Raw genomic sequence first — 15,580 nt, 5'->3', positions numbered from 1 at the left:
ACCCGAACGGGGCGGTGCGGCGTTTCGACAAGCCCCCTCGCCACAATGATTGCGATCTTATTCCCGCCATTTATCAGCTAATTACAAAGCCTCCTAACTATTGCGTTGACATTCGCTGCCTAAGCAGTAATATCTGGACATACTTTCCCTGCCTAGGCAGCTAATGGGTGGTCAGATGAAACATTTCACGCCAGACGAATTCCAGAATTGCCACCTCGGTCTCTTGCTCGGGCGCGCCGCGCTGCTCAAGGACCGAATCATCGATACGCACATGGAACCCCATGGCATCACCGCCGCGCAGTTCAAGGTGCTGATCATCATGGCCCAGTTTGGCGTCGATACCCCGGCTGAGCTGTGCCGGCACCTGTCACTGGACAGCGGTTCGATGACCCGCATGCTCGATCGTCTGGAACAGAAGGGTTTTCTCTCCCGCCAACGCTGCGAAGGCGACCGCCGTCAGGTACGGCTGGTACTGACCGGGGAAGGCCAGAAGCTGGCCGACCGTCTGCCGCATATCGGTGCCGAGGCGATGAACGAACTGGCAGGCGCCATCACTCCAGAAGAGTTGAAAACCCTGGAGCAGATCCTGAAGAAAATTTTGCTGGCGGCCGGTGATCCGATCACCGTGCTGCGGGTAGGTGACAAATGAGCAGTAAAACCTTGCGTACTCGCGTCAGCCTGGTGCTGTTGGCCATGAGCCTGGCCGGGTGTGCCAGCTACAGCGGCCTGAACACCCAAGGCGTGAGCCTCGATGCGAAAACCCTCAAGGCCGGGCAGTCCCTCAACGGTGTCAGCCTGTCGCCGGCGGCCTGGCCAAAAAGCGACTGGTGGAAAAGCCTTGGCGACCCGCAGCTCGACGGCCTGATCCGCGAAGCCCTGCACGACAGCCCGGACATGCAGATCGCCGACGCCCGTGCCCACCAGGCCAGCGCCGCCGCTTATGCCGCCGATGCCGCGCGGATGCCGACCCTCGACGCCAGCGCCAGTGTCAGCCGCTCGCGCCTGGCGCGTGACAAGGACCCGACCGGAGCGGGCGGCAACTACGCCACGGTGCGCAGCATCGGTGCCAGCTTCAATTACACCTTCGACCTCTGGGGCGGTCAGCGTGCCAACTGGGAAGCGGCGCTGGGCCAGGCCCGCGCGGCTGAAGTCGATCAGCAAGCCGCACAGCTGACCTTGTCGGCCGATGTCGCCCGCGCCTACAGCAACCTGGGGCAGGCCCATATCGTTTATGACCTGGCTAACGACGACCTCAAGCGCACCCGGCAAATGCTCGATCTGAGCAAGCGCCGACTGAGCTCCGGCATCGATAGCCAATACCAGTATCAGCAAACCGAAAGCCTGGAAGCCAGCTCCGAAGCGACGTTGATCGACGCTGAAAAGACTCTGCAGAGCGCGAAAATCGCCCTGGCCGTGCTGCTCGGCAAAGGCCCGGATCGCGGTAACGAGATTGCCCGGCCGAAAGTCCTTCAGGCCAGCGCCGTGGCATTGCCATCGACGTTGCCGGCTGAATTACTCGGTCGTCGCCCTGACCTGATCGCCGCACGCTGGCGGGTCGAGGCGGCGAGCAAAAGCATCGACGCCGGTAAAACCAAGTTCTACCCGAACCTCAACCTGAGCGCAGCCGCCGGTACCGAATCGTTGTTGGGTGACGCCCTGTTCGGCTCGGCGAGTCGCTTCTTCAACATTATGCCCACCGTGTCGTTGCCGATCTTCGATGGCGGCCGCTTGCGCGCCAACCTCGACGCCCGCGACGCCGACTACGACCTCGCTGTCGCGCAGTACAACAAGACACTGGTGAAAGCCTTGGGGGATGTCAGCGACACGATTTCCCAGTTGCGTGACATCGGTCGGCAGATTGGTGCGCAGCAACACGCCACCGACATTGCCCAGGATTCTTACAACACGGTGGTCCAGCGTTACGGATCCGGCATCGGTAACTACTTGGACGTGCTCAGCATCGAGCAGCAATTGCTCCAGGCCCAACGTCAGTTGGCGAACCTGAATGCCGAGCAGATCGATCTGTCGATTCAACTGATGCAGGCACTGGGCGGCGGGTTTCAAGCCGACACCCTGGCCACGGCCACCTCCTCCGCAGCGCCTGCCACGCTGAATCAATAATTCAAGGTACTTGTCATGGCCACTATCGAAAACAACCCAACGCCTGAAAGCGCCCAAGACGCGGGCAATCCAGGCAAACGCAAATTCATGCTGCTGGTGCTGACGATCCTGGTGATTGTTGGCTGCCTGGGTGTCTGGGGCTGGCACGAACTCTACGGACGCTGGAGCGAAAGCACCGACGATGCCTACGTCAATGGCAACGTGGTGGAAATCACGCCGCTGGTCACCGGCACGGTTGTCAGCATCGGTGCAGACGATGGCGATCTGGTCCACGAAGGTCAGGTGCTGGTCAACTTCGACCCGAACGACGCGCAAGTCGGCCTGCAAAGCGCACAAGCCAATCTGGCCCGCACCGTGCGCCAGGTACGCGGCCTGTACAGCAATGTTGATGGTATGAAAGCCCAGGTCAACGCCCAGAAAGCCGAAGTGCAGAAGGCTCAGGACAACTTCAATCGCCGGAAGAATCTGGCGGCGGGCGGGGCGATTTCCCAGGAAGAACTGTCCCACGCACGGGATGACCTGACCTCGGCGCAAAACGCCCTGGCCAATGCCCAGCAGCAACTTGCCACCACCAGCGCGCTGGTCGACGACACCGTGGTTTCGTCCCACCCGGACGTCCAGGCCGCCGCTGCGCAAGTGCGCCAGGCTTACCTGACCAACGCCCGCAGCACGCTGATCGCGCCGGTCACCGGTTATGTGGCCAAGCGCACCGTCCAGCTGGGCCAACGGGTCCAGCCGGGGACTGCGCTGATGGCGGTGATCCCGCTGGATCAACTGTGGATCGACGCCAACTTCAAGGAAACCCAGCTGCGTGACATGCGCATCGGTCAGCCGGTAGACATCGAAGCCGACCTCTATGGCAGCGAAGTGAAATACAACGGCACCATCGACAGCCTGGGCGCCGGGACCGGCAGTGCGTTTGCCTTGCTGCCGGCGCAAAACGCGACCGGTAACTGGATCAAGATCGTTCAGCGGGTGCCGGTGCGGATTCACATCAACGCCGAGCAACTGGCCCAGCACCCGTTGCGGGTCGGTCTGTCGACAATGGTCAACGTTAACCTGCGCGACCAGAGCGGTCCGGTGCTGGCGCAGCAATCGCCACAAAAAGCTTCGTTCAGCACCAACGTCTACGACCGTCAGTTGGCCGAGGCCGACGCAATGATTAGCCGCTTGATCCACGACAACAGCTCACTGGCGGCCAAAACCGCTCAACGCTGATTCGCCAATCCCTCAGCTGCGGCCGTAACGGTCGCAGCGACTGCCTCGTTTCAAAGGATTCGCGATGAGTACTAACGCGTCTTTCAAACCGCCCAGCCTGGTGCTCAGCACCATTGGCCTGTCGCTGGCGACCTTCATGCAGGTGCTCGACACCACCATCGCCAACGTGGCCTTGCCGACTATTTCCGGCAACCTGGGCGTGAGTTCGGAGCAGGGCACCTGGGTCATCACCTCGTTCGCCGTGAGCAACGCCATCGCGCTGCCGCTGACCGGTTGGTTGAGTCGGCGTTTTGGCGAAGTGAAGCTGTTTCTGTGGGCGACCATTCTCTTCGTGCTGGCGTCGTTCCTCTGCGGTATCTCGACCTCGATGCCCGAACTGGTCGGCTTCCGCGTGGTGCAAGGGTTGGTGGCGGGGCCGTTGTATCCGATGACCCAGACGCTGCTGATTGCGGTTTATCCGCCGGCGAAACGGGGGATGGCCCTGGCGTTATTGGCGATGGTCACGGTGGTCGCACCGATTGCCGGTCCCATACTCGGTGGCTGGATTACCGACAGTTATAGTTGGCCGTGGATTTTCTTCATCAACGTGCCGATTGGCGTGTTCGCGGTGATGGTGGTCAAGCAGCAGCTCAAGGAACGCCCGGTGGTCATCAGTCGTCAGCCGATGGATTACATCGGTCTGCTGACCCTGATCATTGGTGTCGGCGCGCTGCAGATCATCCTCGATAAAGGTAATGACCTGGACTGGTTCGAGTCGAACTTCATTATTATCGGTGCGGCTATTTCAGTGATCGCGCTGGCGGTGTTCGTGATCTGGGAGATGACCGACAAGCACCCGGTGGTGAATCTGCGGCTGTTTGCCTATCGCAACTTCCGCATCGGCACCATCGTGTTGGTCTTCGGTTACGCCGGGTTTTTTGGCATCAACCTGATTCTGCCGCAGTGGCTGCAAACCCAGATGGGCTACACCGCGACCTGGGCCGGATTGGCAGTGGCGCCGATCGGTATTCTGCCGGTGCTGATGTCGCCCTTTGTCGGCAAGTACGCGCACCGGTTCGACCTGCGGCTGCTGGCCGGGCTGGCGTTCCTGGCAATTGGCCTGAGCTGCTTCATGCGCGCCGGCTTCACCAATGAGGTGGACTTCCAACACGTGGCACTGGTGCAGTTGTTCATGGGGATTGGCGTAGCGCTGTTCTTCATGCCGACCCTGAGCATTCTGATGTCGGACCTGCCACCGCATCAGATCGCCGACGGCGCGGGGCTGGCAACATTCCTGCGGACCCTGGGCGGCAGTTTTGCGGCATCGCTGACCACCTGGATCTGGATCCGTCGCGCCGATCAGCATCACGCTTACCTGAGCGAAAGCCTCAGCACGTTTGATCCGGCAACCCGGGAGACGCTGAATACGCTGGGCGGGGCGGGCAATCCGGCGTATGCGCAGCTTGACCACCTGCTGACCAGCCAGGCGTACATGCTCTCCACCGTGGATTACTTCACGCTGCTGGGCTGGGGCTTTATGGGCTTGATTCTGCTGGTGTGGCTGGCCAAGCCGCCGTTTGCGGCGAAGGCGGGGCCAGAGGCGGCGGGGCACTGATCAGGGCGGCATGAGGGGGCGTAGCAGCTGCCGAGCCCGCGAGGCTGCGTTCGGTCTGGGCCCAGAGTGTGTAAAAACACTGTCTGAGGCTTTCATCTTCAAATCTAGGGTCTTTCTTACGCTTCGGCCCCCACGCACGGCCAAGATGCTCTTGGCCCACCAACTTGGCGTTGCCGATGACTAGAAAGGCCTGAACGGGCTCTAACGTCCTCTGAATCATGTCCGAAATTGACCAAATCTTAGGTCGCCAGAGCCTTAATCAAGCTCCCGACCCCCATGATTTTCATCACTCGTTTCAGGTTGTAGGCGAGCACATTCAAGCTCATTTCGGCGCTCACCCCGGGTAGCTTTCGGGTCAGGAAGTGGGCCGCTCCCATCCAGTGCTTGAGCGTCCCGAAGGGATGCTCAACCGTTCGTTTGCGGATCCGCATCATTTCTGGCGCGTTGCTCAGCCGACTCTGCATTTTTTCCAGTACGGCTTCATGCTCCCAGCGTCGGACTCGCCGTTCCCTGCCCGGTGTGCACTTCAATTTCAGTGGGCACTGTTGGCAGTTGGAACTCCAGTAACGGTGTAACTTCAGGCCGTTATCAACGCTGGAAAAACGCCAGATCAACGCCTGTCCAGCTGGGCAAATGTATTCATTTTTCGTCGCGTCATAGATGAAGACATCATTATTGAAACGCCCGTCCGCCTTGGCTCCGGAGGTCATTGGCTTCGGCACATAGGCGGTGATGTCTGCATTGTGACAGGCCAGGATTTCTTCGCTTTTGAAGTAGCCTCGATCAGCCACTACTGACAGCGTTTCCAAGCCCATGGCCTCGCGGGCCTGCTTGCCCATCGAGCTGAGTTGATCGCGGTCGGAGCCGGTATTGGTGACCTCGTGCGCAACGATCAAATGGTGTTGGGTATCGACTGCTGTCTGCACGTTGTAGCCGACGATTCCAGTGCCACGCGTCATCATGGAACGGGCGTCTGGATCGGTCAGTGAGACCTGTTTGTCCGGCGAGTCGTTGAGCCGCACTTCGATCGCCTGAAGCTCTTTCATTTGAGCCTTCAGCTTGACGATTTTTTCTTCCAGCCGCGCAGCCTTGGGCTGCGCAGTCGAGGGCTCTTGTTGATCGGCTTCGTCGAGTGCAGTCAGATACCGGTTTATGCTCGATTCAATTTCTACCATTCTCCGTTGCAACTTGGCGCTGGTGAAATTGCGGTCGCGGTTGTTGACCGCCTTGAACTTGCTGCCGTCGATGGCAACTAGGTTTTCTTCGAATAATCCCAACTGCTGACACAGCACGACGAACTGCCGGCAGACACCGCGGATGGCTTTGCTGTTGTCTTTTCGGAAGTTGGCAATGGTCTTGAAATCGGGCCTCAAGCGGCCGGTTAGCCACATCAGCTCGACGTTACGCTGGGCCTCTCGCTCCAGCCGTCGACTCGACTGAATCCGGTTGAGATAGCCATAGATGTAGATCTTCAGCAGGATCGCGGGGTGATAAGCAGGCCGGCCAGTATCGGCCGGTATGACGCCTTCAAAACCCAGCTTAGCCAGGTCAAGTTCATCGACGAAGACGTCGACTACGCGCACCGGATTGGTATCGCTGACGTAGTCGTCGAGGCTTTCGGGAAGCAAGGTGCTTTGACCTCGATGTTCACCTTGAATAAAGCGCGTCATGGGCGATCCTTGCGATGAAATCCTCAGAAATCATAGCAAGGGTTCGCTAAGGCGTTTTTACACACTCTGGGCCGCATCCGGACGCAGCGGTCGTAAAACTTGTGATCGCGGTTCAACAGAACAACCGCGAGTACCGGACTGCGACTGCTGCGCAGCCGAACGCAGCCTCGCGGGCTCGACAGCTGCTACGGGCTGAGTTGTGGTGTTTACGGGCCGGTCAGCTACCTGGCAATGCCAGCTGCGGGTTCACAAAATCAAACGCCGCCAGCTGAAACCCTTGCTCATCCACCTGCAACGCCCACCCCTGGCGATCCCAATCCCCCAGCACAATGCGCTTGGCGGCTTGCTCGCCAATCTGCAATTTGTGGATGGCGGGGCGGTGGGTGTGGCCGTGGACCAGGGTTTTCACGCCGTATTGCTGCATGATCCGCGGGATTTCCTCGGGGGTCACATCGACGATGTCGTTGGCTTTCATCCGGGTTTGCGCGCGGCTTTCGCTGCGTAGCTTGCGCGCCAGTTTGCGGCGGGTGCGCAGCGGCAGATGGCGCAGGATGAACAAGCTGATGGGGTTGCGCAGGTAACGGCGCAGTTTCATGTAGCTTTCGTCGCGGGTACACAGACTGTCGCCGTGCATCAACAGCACCGGCTCACCTGCAAGTTGCACGACACTCGGATCCTTGAGCAGGGTGCAGCCGGCTGCTTTGCAGAAGGCCTTGCCGAGCAGAAAATCACGATTGCCGTGCATCAGAAAGATTGCCGTGCCGCTGTCGCTAAGTTCGCGCAGGGCCTGGCAGATGGAGCGTTGGAAGGGGCTCATGGCGTCGTCGCCAATCCACACCTCGAAAAAGTCGCCAAGAATGTACAGCGCTTGCGCCGAACGGGCGCGGGTGGCGAGCAAATCCAGAAACGCCCGGGTAATGTCCGGGCGCTCCTCTTCCAGATGTAAATCTGAAATCAGCAATATCACTCAATGATCTCGGCTTTCTCGATGATCACGTCGTCTGCTGGTACGTCCTGGTGACCGGACTTCATGGTGGTCGAAACACCTTTGATCTTGTCGACAACGTCAGTGCCTGCAACCACTTTACCGAATACCGCGTAGCCCCAGCCCTGTGCGGTTTTGCCGCTGTGGTTGAGGAAGCTGTTGTCAGCGACGTTGATGAAGAACTGTGCGGAAGCCGAATGCGGCTCCATGGTGCGGGCCATGGCGACGGTGTACTTGTCGTTGGAAAGACCGTTGTCAGCTTCGTTCTGGATGCTTGGACGCTTGTCTTTCTTTTCCTTCATGCCAGGCTCGAAACCGCCGCCCTGGATCATGAAATTGCCGATGACACGGTGGAATACAGTGTTTTCGTAGTGGCCGGCTTTAACGTATTCAATGAAGTTGGCCACGGTGATCGGGGCTTTCTCGGCGTTCAGTTCCAGGACGATGTCGCCGTGGTTGGTGGTCAGTTTGACTTGAGTCATGATCGATACTCTTTTAAGGAGAAACGTTTTCAAGGAATTCGTGGCTTTCGGGGCGCTGCGAGACGCGTGCGAGCCCCTGCCTGTTTGGCAAAAAATCGCCAAGGTGCGCAGTTTAGCGTGATGGCCGCGAATTTCGAGGCTGTTTTTCATATCCGGTGGATTAAAAGCAGCAGTTTTAGGGCCTGCTCTGTCAGGCGCTTGACCGCATCGGCTATGATAGCGGCTTTGTTTTGTCAGGCCCTTTATTCTGGCCACGCACTTGTACGTTCAAGGATCCTATGAGCAAGCCGACTGTCGACCCCACCTCGAATTCCAAGACTGGCCCTGCCGTGCCGGTCAATTTCCTGCGCCCGATCATCCAGGCGGATCTGGACTCGGGTAAGCACACGCAGATCGTCACCCGTTTCCCGCCTGAGCCCAACGGCTACCTGCACATCGGTCACGCCAAGTCGATCTGTGTGAACTTTGGCCTGGCCCAGGAATTCGGTGGCGTGACGCACCTGCGTTTCGACGATACCAACCCGGCCAAGGAAGACCAGGAATACATCGACGCCATCGAAAGCGACGTCAAGTGGCTGGGCTTTGAGTGGTCCGGTGAAGTGCGCTATGCCTCGCAATATTTTGACCAGTTGCACGCGTGGGCGGTCGAGCTGATCAAGGCGGGCAAGGCCTACGTCGACGACCTGACCCCTGAACAAGCCAAGGAATACCGCGGCAGCCTGACCGAGCCGGGCAAGAACAGCCCGTTCCGCGACCGTTCGGTTGAGGAAAACCTCGACCTGTTCGCCCGCATGAAGGCCGGCGAGTTCAAGGACGGCGCACGCGTGCTGCGGGCCAAGATCGACATGGCCTCGCCGAACATGAACCTGCGCGACCCGATCATGTACCGCATCCGTCATGCCCATCACCACCAGACCGGTGACAAGTGGTGCATTTACCCGAACTACGACTTCACCCACGGTCAGTCGGACGCCATCGAAGGCATCACCCATTCGATCTGCACCCTGGAGTTCGAAAGCCATCGTCCGCTGTACGACTGGTTCCTCGATAACCTGCCAGTCCCGGCGCACCCGCGTCAGTACGAGTTCAGCCGTCTGAACCTGAACTACACCATCACCAGCAAGCGCAAGCTCAAGCAGCTGGTCGATGAAAAGCACGTCAATGGCTGGGACGATCCGCGCATGTCCACGCTGTCGGGCTTCCGCCGCCGTGGCTACACGCCGAAATCGATCCGCAACTTCTGCGAAATGATCGGCACCAACCGTTCCGACGGCGTGGTTGACTTCGGCATGCTCGAATTCAGCATCCGTGACGACCTTGACCACAGCGCCCCGCGCGCCATGTGCGTACTGCGTCCGCTGAAAGTCGTGATCACCAACTACCCGGAAGGTCAGGTCGAAAACCTCGAACTGGCGTGCCACCCGAAAGAAGACATGGGCGTGCGTGTTCTGCCATTCGCCCGTGAGATCTACATCGACCGTGAAGACTTCATGGAAGAGCCGCCGAAGGGCTACAAGCGCCTGGAGCCTGCCGGTGAAGTGCGCCTGCGCGGTAGCTACGTGATCCGTGCCGACGAAGCGATCAAGGATGCCGATGGCAACATCGTCGAACTGCGTTGCTCGTATGACCCTGAAACCCTGGGCAAGAACCCTGAAGGCCGCAAGGTCAAAGGCGTGATTCACTGGGTGCCGGCCGCGGCCAGCGTCGAGTGCGAAGTGCGTCTGTACGATCGCCTGTTCCGTTCTCCGAACCCGGAGAAGGCCGAAGACAGCGCCAGTTTCCTGGACAACATCAACCCTGACTCACTGCAAGTCCTCACCGGTTGTCGTGCTGAACCCTCGTTGGGCAATGCACAGCCGGAAGACCGTTTCCAGTTCGAGCGCGAAGGTTACTTCGTCGCGGATATCAAGGACTCGAAACCGGGCGCTCCGGTATTCAACCGTACCGTGACCCTGCGTGATTCGTGGGGCCAGTGATCAAGTCTTAAGGAACAATCGTGCTTACGATCTACAACACACTCACCAAGAGCAAAGAAGTCTTCAAGCCGCTGGATGGCAACAAGGTGCGCATGTACGTCTGCGGGATGACCGTGTACGACTACTGCCACCTGGGCCACGGCCGCAGCATGGTCGCGTTCGACCTGGTGACCCGCTGGTTGCGGTTCAGCGGTTACGACCTGACCTACGTGCGCAACATCACTGACATCGACGACAAGATCATCAACCGCGCCCGTGAAAACGGCGAGTCGTTCGAAGCGTTGACCGAGCGCATGATCGCGGCAATGCACGAAGACGAGTCGCGCTTGAACATCCTCAAGCCGGACATGGAACCGCGTGCCACCGGCCACATCGCCGGCATGCACGCTATGATCCAGACCCTGATCGACAAGGGCTACGCCTACGCGCCGGGTAACGGCGACGTGTACTACCGCGTCGCCAAGTTCATGGGCTACGGCAAGCTGTCGCGCAAGAAAATCGAAGACCTGCGCATCGGCGCCCGCATCGAAGTCGACGAGTCGAAACAGGACCCGCTGGACTTCGTCTTGTGGAAAGCCGCCAAACCGGGTGAGCCGAGCTGGGAATCGCCATGGGGCGCCGGGCGTCCGGGCTGGCACATCGAGTGCTCGGTGATGTCGACCTGCTGCCTTGGCGAGACCTTCGATATTCATGGCGGCGGCAGCGACCTTGAGTTCCCGCACCACGAAAACGAAATCGCCCAGAGCGAAGCGGCCACCGGCAAGACCTACGCCAACGCGTGGATGCATTGCGGGATGATTCGCATCAATGGCGAGAAGATGTCCAAGTCCTTGAATAACTTCTTCACCATTCGCGACGTGCTCGACAAGTACCACCCGGAAGTCGTGCGTTACCTGCTGGTATCGAGTCACTACCGCAGCGCGATCAACTACTCGGAAGACAACCTCAAGGACGCCAAAGGCGCTCTGGAGCGTTTCTACCACGCGCTGAAAGGCTTGCCGACGGTTCCGGCCGCCGGTGGCGAAGCCTTTGTCGAACGTTTCACCCAGGTGATGAACGACGACTTCGGCACGCCGGAAGCCTGCGCGGTGCTGTTCGAGATGGTGCGCGAGATCAACCGTCTGCGTGAGAGCGATCTAAACGCGGCGGCAGGTCTGGCGGCACGCCTGAAAGAACTGGCCAGTGTGCTTGGCGTGTTGCAGCTTGAAGCCGATGACTTCCTGCAAGCCGGCGCTGAAGGCCGGGTCGATGCAGCAGAAGTCGAGGCGCTGATTCAGGCGCGCCTGACCGCCCGTGCCAACAAGGACTGGGCCGAGTCGGACCGCATCCGCGACCAGCTCACCGCCATGGGCGTGGTGCTGGAAGACGGCAAGGGCGGCACGACCTGGCGCCTGGCTGACTGAAGCCTGCTTGAGCTAAAAACAAAACCCGCCTAGTGCGGGTTTTTGTTTGATGGACGTAATCTTTGTTGAGATAGAACCAGTTAAACCAAAATAGCGAGTGATGTGTATTTGGCGACTAAAGGGTCGGCGGTGAGTAGCTTCATTGGTTCTGTGATTGCAGTTGCAACAATAAGGCGATCGAACGGATCGCGATGGTGATGTTCGAGGTCTTTCACTGCAATGGCGTGTTCTGAAGTGACAGGCAACTCTATGAAACCGCTTTCGAGGCAGTATTCTCGAACCTCTTCCAAATCAACGCTTAGCTTTCCCAGCCCAACCTTGATCGCCATCTTCCAGAAAGTAGCTGCGCTGATGTAAATCTCAGCGGCGCTCTCAATGAGTTTTCTGGCTCTGCCGGATAGTTTTGGATCATCACTGAGAGTCCAAAGCAGAATATGTGTATCGAGTAAGACCCTCATCCAGGAGTCCCTTCAAATGCGTCCAGCATCTCATCCGGTAGCGGCGCATCAAAGTCTTCAGGCAGGGTCAGTTTGCCTTTCATCGCTCCGATGCGCCGTCCGGAGGGTTTTCCCACGGGAACAAGGCGGGCAAGGGCTCGGCCATGTTTAGCGATCGTGATGATCTGTCCGGAAGCAGCGTCATCGACCAGTTTGGACAAATTGTTTTTTGCTTCACCTAACGGAACGATGATCATGATGCCCCTCCAATATTCTGGACAAATATAGCCAGAATTTTTGGGGTAGGCAAAGGTGAGCGGACAATAGGTCGCGTTGTCATGTGTCGAGTTAGCGGTGAAAGGTCGAGAGGTTTTTGAGGGTGCTGGCGATTCGGGAGTACCCCTTACCAGAATGTTGCGTTGTTGCTCAGTCGCCAGGCATTTAAAACCTTCGACCACGTCTGAAAAAATATCCTGTTTCATTGAATGCTCCTGATAGCCCGTCACTCACCTTAGCGCTTGGTTGCATCAGCCGGATGTCAGCTGCCACCGGTCTCTTTGCAGGCATATTCCGAGAAAGGGGAGAGCAGTCCCCCAAACGCAAAAACGGCACCCGAAGGTGCCGTTTGTGTTTTCTGCTGCGTATCGCTTAAGCGATCAACCCGCCAGGCCAGTCTGCTGAACCAGTGCCAGCAACGGCTGTGGGTACAGGCCGAGGAAGAACGCCAGCACTGCGATGGCCAGCAGCATCACGCCGCCTGCCTTTTGTTCCCAGTGCAACTGGGCGTCGACGCGACGCAGGTTTGGCTCGATCAGGTACAGGGTGACCATCACGCGCAGGTAGTAGAAGACGCCGATGGCGCTGCCCAGTACCAGGGAGCCGACCAGCCACCATTGGTGAGATTCGACACCGGTGGCGATGATGTAGAACTTGCCGATGAAGCCTGCGGTCAGCGGGATGCCGGCCAGCGACAACATCATCACGGTCAGAACGGCGGTCAGGTACGGACGACGCCAGAACAGGCCGCGGTACTCGTACAGTGCGTCTGCGTCGCGGCCTTTGTAAGGCGAGGACATCAGGGTGATCACGCCGAAAGCACCGAGGCTGGTGATCACGTAGGTGACCAGGTACACGCCGATGGCTTCCATCGCCAGACCCTTGCTCGCCACCAGGGCGATCAGCAGGTAACCGAAGTGCGCGATGGACGAGTAACCCAGCAGACGCTTGAGGTTGCTCTGGGTCAGTGCCAACAGGTTACCGAACAGGATCGAGGCAATCGCGATCACGGTCAGCACGGTGCTCAACACACCGCTGCTGGCCACTGGCGAGATCTGGAACAAACGCACCATGACCGCGAACACGGCAACTTTCGAGGCGGTGGCCAGGAATGCTGCAACCGGTGCCGGGGCACCTTCGTAGACGTCCGGCGTCCAGAGGTGGAACGGTACCAGCGACAGCTTGAATGCCAGGCCGATCAGCATCATGCCCAGGCCCATCTGCGCCAGCGGGCTTGGCAGGCCGGTGGCCGCAAGGGCGTGGCCGATGCCGCTGAAGCTCAGGGTGCCAGCTTCGGCGTAGAGCAGGGCCATACCGAACAACAGGAACGCAGAACCGGCTGCCGACAGCACCATGTACTTGATGCCGGCTTCCAGTGAGCGCTTGTTGAAGAAGGCATAGGCCACCAGACCGTAGACCGGTACCGAGAGCAGTTCCAGACCGACGAACAACCCGGCCAGGTGCTGCGCGCTGACCAGAACCAGGCCACCGGCGGCGGCCATCAGGATCAGCAGGTACAGTTCTTCACGGTTGCCCGGGTAACCCGTACCGCCTTCGCCGAGGTAGGCATGGGCGAGAGTGACGCAAGCGAGGGTGGCGACCAGGATCAGCGCCATGTACAGGCAGGCAAAGCTGTCGATCTGCAGCAAGGGCGTCACGGCCAGGGGCGCGACTTTCAAGGCTGGTAGGATCGACAGCAAGGCCAGGTTCAGACCCGCGACCGACAGCAGGAAGGTCTGCGAGTGGTTGCGGCGCCAGGCGATCGCCAGCATCACCACGATGATCGTGGCGCTGGTGATCAACAATGGCGCAAGCGCGATAAAGTGTTGAATCGTAAAGTCCATAGCGCTCTTACCGGGCCGAAGCGAGTTGAGTGAAGGCGGTACCGAACCATTGCTGCACGCCATGCATCGTCGCGGCAGAGGTATCGAGGAACGGTTGCGGGTAGACGCCGATGTAAATCAGCAGTGCTGCCAGTCCAACCACCATGATCATTTCGCGAGTATCCATGCCATGCAGCACGGCGTCCGATTTGGACGGACCGAAGTAGGCACGGTGAATCATGATCAGCGAGTAGACCGAACCGAACACCAGGCCGGCAGTCGCGATCACGGTGACCCACGGCGCGCTGGCAAAGGTGCCGATCAGGATCAGGAACTCACCGACGAAGTTACCGGTCACCGGCAAGCCCAGCGAAGCTGCAGCGAAGAACAGGCTGATGGCAGGCAGGTAGGCGATCTTCGACCACAGGCCGCCCATCTCACGCATGTCGCGAGTGTGGGTGCGCTCGTAGAGCTGGCCGCAGAGGATAAAGAGTGCCGCTGCCGACAGGCCGTGCGCGAGCATCTGGATCACTGCGCCTTGCAGGGCCAACTGGCTGCCGGAGTAGATGCCGATCAACACGAAGCCCATGTGCGAAACGCTGGAGTACGCAACCAGGCGCTTGATGTCGGTCTGGGCGAAAGCTAGGAACGCACCGTAGAAGATCCCGACCAGACCCAGGGCCATGGCGAACGGCGCGAACTCGGCCGACGCATTCGGGAACAACGGCAGGGCGAAACGCAGCAGACCGTACGCAGCGGTCTTCAGCAGAATACCGGCCAGGTCAACGGAACCCGCAGTCGGTGCCTGTGCGTGAGCATCCGGCAGCCAGGAGTGGAACGGCACTACCGGCAGCTTCACCGCGAAGGCGATGAAGAAGCCAAGCATCAGAACGTACTCGGTGGTCAGCGACATCTTGGTTTTCAACAGGTCGGCGTAGTTGAAAGTAATCACGCCCGTGCTGTTGAAGTTGACCAGTACCAGACCCAGGATCGCCACCAGCATGATCAGGCCGCTGGCCTGAGTGAAGATGAAGAACTTGGTCGCCGCGTAGATCCGGGTTTTCTTGCCGTCCGAAGAGCTGTGACCCCAGAGCGCGATGAGGAAATACATCGGCACCAGCATCATTTCCCAGAAGAAGAAGAACATGAACAGGTCGAGCGCCAGGAACACGCCGACGACACCGCCCAGGATCCACATCAGGTTCAGGTGGAAGAAGCCAACGTGACGCTGGATCTCTTTCCACGAGCAGAGTACCGAGAGGACACCCAGCAGACCGGTCAGCATGATCATCAACAGCGACAGGCCGTCGAGGGCCAGGTGCACGTTGATGCCGAAGCGCTCGATCCAGACATGCTTGAACTCAAGCGCCCAGGTCTGATCGGCGCCAGGCGCCGGAGCAAATGAATAGTCACCGTGGGCCCACAGCCAGAGGCCGAGGGAGAGCAGCAGGGACATGGTGATCAGCGCAATCCAGCGGGGGAGGGTAGCGCCGAAGCGCTCACCCATCCAGCACAGCAGGCCGCCGATGAAGGGGATCAGGATTAGCCATGGCAAAATCATGACGGGCTCGTTTCCTTTCGCAAGTTCGCAAGGT

The 15,580-nt window shown here is 59.2% G+C and carries 13 protein-coding genes; 6 read left to right on the top strand and 7 right to left on the bottom strand.

Annotated elements, in window-relative coordinates; translation table 11 throughout:
- Window positions 1-175: 175 nt before the first annotated feature.
- From AO353_RS27855 to AO353_RS27840, 4 genes are all read left to right on the top strand, one after another.
- Window positions 176-649, top strand: coding sequence for a MarR family winged helix-turn-helix transcriptional regulator (locus AO353_RS27855; RefSeq protein WP_054598367.1), 474 nt, complete (start codon window positions 176-178; stop codon window positions 647-649).
- A complete protein-coding gene (locus AO353_RS27850) occupies window positions 646-2,121 on the top strand; it encodes an efflux transporter outer membrane subunit (protein ID WP_054597868.1) in 1,476 nt (491 codons plus the stop codon). Before AO353_RS27855 ends, AO353_RS27850 begins: the two co-directional genes overlap by 4 nt.
- 15 nt (window positions 2,122-2,136) lie before the next feature.
- A complete protein-coding gene (locus tag AO353_RS27845; protein WP_054597867.1) occupies window positions 2,137-3,339 on the top strand; it encodes an HlyD family efflux transporter periplasmic adaptor subunit in 1,203 nt (400 codons plus the stop codon).
- A gap of 64 nt (window positions 3,340-3,403) precedes the next feature.
- Window positions 3,404-4,933, top strand: a complete 1,530-nt coding sequence (locus AO353_RS27840; RefSeq protein WP_054597866.1) for a DHA2 family efflux MFS transporter permease subunit — start codon at window positions 3,404-3,406, stop codon at window positions 4,931-4,933.
- Between the two features lie 239 nt (window positions 4,934-5,172).
- Here AO353_RS27840 and AO353_RS27835 read toward each other — a convergent pair whose 3' ends face one another.
- From AO353_RS27835 to AO353_RS27825, 3 genes are all read right to left on the bottom strand, one after another.
- Window positions 5,173-6,603 carry an IS1182 family transposase gene (locus AO353_RS27835; protein ID WP_054594662.1) on the bottom strand — a complete coding sequence of 477 codons (1,431 nt, stop codon included), beginning with the start codon at window positions 6,601-6,603 and terminating at the stop codon, window positions 5,173-5,175.
- A 217-nt stretch (window positions 6,604-6,820) separates the two neighbouring features.
- Window positions 6,821-7,570 (bottom strand): UDP-2,3-diacylglucosamine diphosphatase, encoded by a 750-nt coding sequence (locus AO353_RS27830; protein WP_054597865.1) that lies wholly within the window; start codon window positions 7,568-7,570, stop codon window positions 6,821-6,823.
- Complete coding sequence (locus AO353_RS27825; RefSeq protein ID WP_054597864.1) at window positions 7,567-8,070, bottom strand: peptidylprolyl isomerase; 504 nt, start codon at window positions 8,068-8,070, stop codon at window positions 7,567-7,569. The genes AO353_RS27830 and AO353_RS27825 overlap by 4 nt, the downstream gene beginning before the upstream one ends.
- Before the next feature lie 278 nt (window positions 8,071-8,348).
- On the opposite strand from AO353_RS27825, the gene AO353_RS27820 reads away from it, so the two are divergent.
- A complete protein-coding gene (locus AO353_RS27820; protein WP_054597863.1) occupies window positions 8,349-10,046 on the top strand; it encodes a glutamine--tRNA ligase/YqeY domain fusion protein in 1,698 nt (565 codons plus the stop codon).
- 20 nt (window positions 10,047-10,066) lie between these two features.
- A complete protein-coding gene (gene cysS / locus AO353_RS27815) occupies window positions 10,067-11,449 on the top strand; it encodes a cysteine--tRNA ligase (protein WP_019689810.1) in 1,383 nt (460 codons plus the stop codon).
- Between the two features lie 80 nt (window positions 11,450-11,529).
- On the opposite strand, the gene AO353_RS27810 is transcribed toward cysS, so the two are convergent.
- From AO353_RS27810 to nuoM, 4 genes are all read right to left on the bottom strand, one after another.
- On the bottom strand, window positions 11,530-11,907 hold the full coding sequence (locus tag AO353_RS27810; protein ID WP_054597862.1) for a type II toxin-antitoxin system VapC family toxin: 378 nt from the start codon (window positions 11,905-11,907) through the stop codon (window positions 11,530-11,532).
- Window positions 11,904-12,368: a type II toxin-antitoxin system Phd/YefM family antitoxin gene (locus tag AO353_RS31790; protein ID WP_237142943.1), complete on the bottom strand. Its 465-nt coding sequence runs from the start codon at window positions 12,366-12,368 to the stop codon at window positions 11,904-11,906. Before AO353_RS31790 ends, AO353_RS27810 begins: the two co-directional genes overlap by 4 nt.
- Window positions 12,369-12,542: 174 nt before the next feature.
- Complete coding sequence (nuoN, locus tag AO353_RS27800) at window positions 12,543-14,006, bottom strand: NADH-quinone oxidoreductase subunit NuoN (protein ID WP_019689813.1); 1,464 nt, start codon at window positions 14,004-14,006, stop codon at window positions 12,543-12,545.
- A gap of 7 nt (window positions 14,007-14,013) precedes the next feature.
- Window positions 14,014-15,546: an NADH-quinone oxidoreductase subunit M gene (gene nuoM, locus AO353_RS27795; RefSeq protein ID WP_054597861.1), complete on the bottom strand. Its 1,533-nt coding sequence runs from the start codon at window positions 15,544-15,546 to the stop codon at window positions 14,014-14,016.
- Window positions 15,547-15,580 lie beyond the last annotated feature (34 nt).

It is taken from the genome of Pseudomonas fluorescens (assembly GCF_001307155.1).
GTDB classification, from domain to species: Bacteria; Pseudomonadota; Gammaproteobacteria; order Pseudomonadales; family Pseudomonadaceae; genus Aquipseudomonas; species Aquipseudomonas helvetica.
Note: the sequence above shows the minus strand (reverse complement) of the source record. Positions and strands in the feature narration are given on the sequence as shown.

Bases quoted from the DNA above. Each gene is read 5' to 3' on its own strand.
- AO353_RS27855 (WP_054598367.1), top strand. From the start codon at position 176: ATGAAACATTTCACGCCAGACGAATTCCAGAATTGCCACCTCGGTCTC.
- AO353_RS27850 (WP_054597868.1), top strand. From the start codon at position 646: ATGAGCAGTAAAACCTTGCGTACTCGCGTCAGCCTGGTGCTGTTGGCC.
- AO353_RS27845 (WP_054597867.1), top strand. From the start codon at position 2,137: ATGGCCACTATCGAAAACAACCCAACGCCTGAAAGCGCCCAAGACGCG.
- AO353_RS27840 (WP_054597866.1), top strand. From the start codon at position 3,404: ATGAGTACTAACGCGTCTTTCAAACCGCCCAGCCTGGTGCTCAGCACC.
- AO353_RS27835 (WP_054594662.1), bottom strand. From the start codon at position 6,603: ATGACGCGCTTTATTCAAGGTGAACATCGAGGTCAAAGCACCTTGCTT.
- AO353_RS27825 (WP_054597864.1), bottom strand. From the start codon at position 8,070: ATGACTCAAGTCAAACTGACCACCAACCACGGCGACATCGTCCTGGAA.
- AO353_RS27820 (WP_054597863.1), top strand. From the start codon at position 8,349: ATGAGCAAGCCGACTGTCGACCCCACCTCGAATTCCAAGACTGGCCCT.
- AO353_RS27810 (WP_054597862.1), bottom strand. From the start codon at position 11,907: ATGAGGGTCTTACTCGATACACATATTCTGCTTTGGACTCTCAGTGAT.
- AO353_RS31790 (WP_237142943.1), bottom strand. From the start codon at position 12,368: ATGAAACAGGATATTTTTTCAGACGTGGTCGAAGGTTTTAAATGCCTG.
- nuoN (WP_019689813.1), bottom strand. From the start codon at position 14,006: ATGGACTTTACGATTCAACACTTTATCGCGCTTGCGCCATTGTTGATC.
- nuoM (WP_054597861.1), bottom strand. From the start codon at position 15,546: ATGATTTTGCCATGGCTAATCCTGATCCCCTTCATCGGCGGCCTGCTG.